Below are 4,010 nucleotides of genomic sequence, written 5' to 3' on the forward strand. Positions count from 1 at the left end.
AATCGGCTTTTTTATCAATAATCTTTTTACCAATTTCTGTTTGAGTCCCCATGGCATTAATAGTGATGATAGAGCCTTTGATATCTACAGGACTTACGCAAAATGTAACTGAAACCCTTATTCTTTCCTAGTAGGGGTAATTCATGAATTACCCCTACTTTTGTTCTGTTTTGCGTAAGTCCTGATCATATACAAACAGAGGTTTTAGCATTTGTTGAATAGAAATAGAAGGCTATATTTCAGCATCAACATTTTTATAAAGCCTTGCGTTGAGTTTGATAAATGTGAATTTGATCTACAAAACCCTTAATTCCTGGAATATTATAACCATAAAGACGAAAACCTTTACCGATAGAATTAGTTAAAACCTCTGCACCTTTACCTTGATAATAAACCGGAACTGGACGGTTAGCATGAGTTCCCCACCCATATTTAATATTAGGATCAGCACCCCAAAAATGACCGGCTTTGATGGGATCAGATTCAGCAGTTAAAACTTCTGCACCTTTTTCTTTAAGTAATTGGGAAAAGTTGGGATTTAACGTCAGATAATGATCATGATCAGCAGTGACAATGAGGAGATTATTTTCCCAACCTCCGTTATTTTTAATCCAGTCAATTGTTGTTTTTACAGCTTGATCAAAATCTAAAACTGTACCAATCATATTATCTATATTATCATCATGGGCAGCCCAATCAATATCACCACCTTCTACCATTAACCAAAAGCCATCCTTATCTTTAGATAAAACTGTTAACGCTGCTATGGTTAAATCAGCAAGTGTGGGATTTTCATTAATTTCCCTCGCAATAAAAGATTCATCAGTTTCTCCCGGAAGCAAAGGACGAACTGTATCAGGTTTTTGTCCTTGAGAACTAAATAAAGAAAAAATACTTAAACCTGTATTACTGTAGTCTCCATTGGCCGTACTTACAGGCAGATTTCCCTCCTGTCCCCTTGCTCCATATAATCCTAACAAGCGATCGCCCTGATTTGGATCTAATTTAGCCGCAGTAGTGGCTAATTTGGCCGCAGCATCTTTTCCCCTTTCTAAAAATGTGTATTTATAGCGGTTTTGATTGGGGTTTTTGCTCAACTCTGCATAGGTCGTTTTCGTGATATATTCAAATTTAGTCGGCGGTTCGACACCAATGGGTAAAGATTCACTACTCGCACCCGTGAGCGGATGACCACCACCTAAAATTACCGTTGGTTGATATATGCGAAGTTCCTGCTGTAAAATATTATCTAAACTTGGATAATCAGCATCATATTTATTCCGACGATTCACATTTGCTGCTGCTGCTCCTGGTGTAGCATGATCCACAGGTACAGAAGTGACAATTCCTGTAGATTTTCCCCGATCTGCGGCACTTTTGAGAATAGTTTCTAAAGGTTTTTCCCAAATATCCACGGAAATAGCATTATTATAGCTTTTTACTCCCGTGTACAAAGTAGTCGCTGTATTAGCTGAATCAGGATAACTATATTTAATATATTCAGGATCATTCCCCGGTGTCCAGGGATTTATCCCCCCACGCTGGGGATCATAACCTACTAAATTACCCACTGCATGGGGTTTGAGATTTTTTCCCCCTCCCGTGGGTTGATTTCCTGGATTAAATTGGGGTTCAAATTTAAACCCTGGTAACATTGGACTAGCACCTGTGATCGGATCAGAGCCAGTTAATGCAGAGTTAACCGTATCGAAAACGCCATTACTAGGAGCAACAGTAGTACCATAGGTAGTAGCAAGGGCATAATTATCTAGGGTTTGAAAACTCAGTCCTTCCCCTTTGCCAGAACTGTAATTATACCCTTGAACTATAGCCCCAGCGCGAGCCATTTCCCACCCCATACCGTCCCCAATCATAATAATGACGTTTTTGGTACTATTGGCAGATATAGCCGGACTAGAGTGGGGAATAATGGCGATAAATATACCCACTATGATGATCAACAGTGCAGCTAATAAACGGCGGTTGTGTCCAAATTGTGAACTAAATTTAGTTGCCATGGGTAAAATGCCTGTGAGGAAATTGCTCTATGATGAGAGAATATTACAAAATGATCACAAAACTTTAAATTTAATCATCATGGCGAAAATTCAGTTTGCTAGAGGTATTGAAGAAACAGTAGTTCCAGATGTTCGATTGACAAGAGCGAAAAAAGGTGAAAGCGGTACAGCAACATTTATCTTCACCAATCCTGATATATTGGCGCAAGACGGCAAAGATGAAGTTACCGGACTATACTTGATTGACGAAGAAGGGGAAATAGTGATTCGTGAAGTTCAGGGGAAATTTGTCAACGGTAAACCAGAATCTTTAGAAGCAGTTTATGTCATGAAGTCTAATGCAGAATGGGAGCGGTTTATGCGGTTCATGAATCGTTACGCTGAACAAAATGGTCTAGGTTTGAGCAAATCTTAATTTGATTCAAGTTACCCTCTTAATAAGCTAGGGTGTACACACAAATCCTATATGTCTTCGTTTTGTGCTGATTTAGCCCCCTAAATCCCCCAAACTTGGGGGACTTTGAAATTCTGGCGTTGCTGATAAAAGTATGATGTTATTTCACGCAGAGGCGCGGAGTCTCACAGAGTAAGAGTTTCACTTTTTTGATTTTTCAATTTCATACCTCAATTCAGCAACGCCTCAAATTCAAATATTATCTATCCAAATGCAACCACACCCAAATACACAGGAAATTTCTGTAATTTGTGCAGTAATTACCGTTAGTGATACCCGTTCCCCAGAGACAGATAAAAGTGGTCAATTAATTAAAGAACTACTTTTAGCCAATAATCACACGGTTAAATTTTATCAAATTATCAAGGATGAACCAGGGGAAATACAAGCCCAAATGGCGGTTTTGGGTGGAGATGCTCAAATAAATGCTGTGATTTTTAATGGAGGAACGGGAATTGCTCCCAGGGATACTACCTATGATGCTTTAGAAAAGCTATTAGAAAAGACTTTACCCGGATTTGGGGAATTATTTCGGTTTTTAAGTTATCAAGAAATTGGTTCTCGCGCTATGGCTTCTCGTGCTGTCGCTGGCGTTTATCAAAGCAAAATCATTTTTTCTCTTCCTGGTTCTAGTAACGCTGTGCGACTGGGCATGGAAAAGCTGATTTTACCGGAATTGGTGCATTTAGTAAAACAGGTAAATTTTCTGAATTAAACATAATTGATAAATTGATTTTAGGAGTTGGGGATCTCATTCATTTCTTCATTAGTAGACAGATCCCCGACTTCTTTAAGAAGTCGGGGATCTAATTCATTTTGTAGTGTGAAGATGATTTTTCATCCTCAAATCTCAATGGTTCATAGACAATCAAAAAATCACATCTTGTACATCCTTAAATCCTGGACATCCTGATTCTGACAAAATATGATTGTTGTCATCCAGAACCCCGTGAACATTCCCCAGCAGAGCCAGGGAACGAGGGAAAATCTCACAATCACATCCTGTTAATCCTTTAATCCTGGGTATCCTGATTCTGACAAAATATTATTGTTGTAATTCTCTAATTCTATCTTGGGCTATTCTCAACCAGTATTCATTACCTCCTTGTTGTTGATATAGTTTCACAGCTTGCTGAAGATCTGCTATAGCTACTTGCTTATCCCCTAAAGCAGATTTAACATTTCCTCTTTCATGATAAGCATAGGCAAAGTTAGGATTAATCTTGATAGCTTGGTTGTAATCATCTATTGCTCCTTGCCTATCTCCTAATTTATTACGGACAATTCCCCGGCCGTAGTAGGCCTGGGCAAAGTTAGGATTAATCTTGATAGCTTGGGTGTAATCATCTATAGCACCTTGCTTATCTCCTAATTCAGAACGGACATTTCCCCGGAAGTAGTAGGCATGGGCAAAGTTAGGATTAATCTTGATAGCTTGGTTGAAATCATCTATTGCTCCTTGCTTATCTCCTAATTCAGAACGGACATTTCCCCGGCTGTTGTAAGCATAGGCATCGTTAGGATTAATCTTGATAGCT

4 protein-coding genes are annotated in these 4,010 nt (G+C 38.9%); 2 read left to right on the forward strand and 2 right to left on the reverse strand.

The window, feature by feature from the left end:
- Nucleotides 1-254 precede the first annotated feature (254 nt).
- Nucleotides 255-2,018 carry an alkaline phosphatase gene (locus CUN59_RS15575; protein ID WP_104388703.1) on the reverse strand — a complete coding sequence of 588 codons (1,764 nt, stop codon included), beginning with the start codon at nt 2,016-2,018 and terminating at the stop codon, nt 255-257.
- A 79-nt stretch (nt 2,019-2,097) separates the two neighbouring features.
- Between CUN59_RS15575 and psb28 the strand changes: the two genes are divergently transcribed.
- Nucleotides 2,098-2,433 carry a photosystem II reaction center protein Psb28 gene (gene psb28 / locus CUN59_RS15580; RefSeq protein WP_104388705.1) on the forward strand — a complete coding sequence of 112 codons (336 nt, stop codon included), beginning with the start codon at nt 2,098-2,100 and terminating at the stop codon, nt 2,431-2,433.
- A gap of 244 nt (nt 2,434-2,677) precedes the next feature.
- Nucleotides 2,678-3,187 (forward strand): MogA/MoaB family molybdenum cofactor biosynthesis protein, encoded by a 510-nt coding sequence (locus CUN59_RS15585; protein WP_104388704.1) that lies wholly within the window; start codon nt 2,678-2,680, stop codon nt 3,185-3,187.
- A gap of 330 nt (nt 3,188-3,517) precedes the next feature.
- Here the strand turns inward: CUN59_RS15585 and CUN59_RS15590 are convergent.
- The coding region (locus tag CUN59_RS15590; RefSeq protein WP_133164035.1) for a tetratricopeptide repeat protein at nt 3,518-4,010 on the reverse strand (493 nt) is incomplete at its 5' end.

The sequence above is a fragment of the Cuspidothrix issatschenkoi CHARLIE-1 genome, assembly GCF_002934005.1.
In the GTDB taxonomy this organism is placed as follows: Bacteria; Cyanobacteriota; Cyanobacteriia; order Cyanobacteriales; family Nostocaceae; genus Cuspidothrix; species Cuspidothrix issatschenkoi.

Bases quoted from the DNA above. Each gene is read 5' to 3' on its own strand.
- CUN59_RS15575 (WP_104388703.1), bottom strand. From the start codon at position 2,018: ATGGCAACTAAATTTAGTTCACAATTTGGACACAACCGCCGTTTATTA.
- psb28 (WP_104388705.1), top strand. From the start codon at position 2,098: ATGGCGAAAATTCAGTTTGCTAGAGGTATTGAAGAAACAGTAGTTCCA.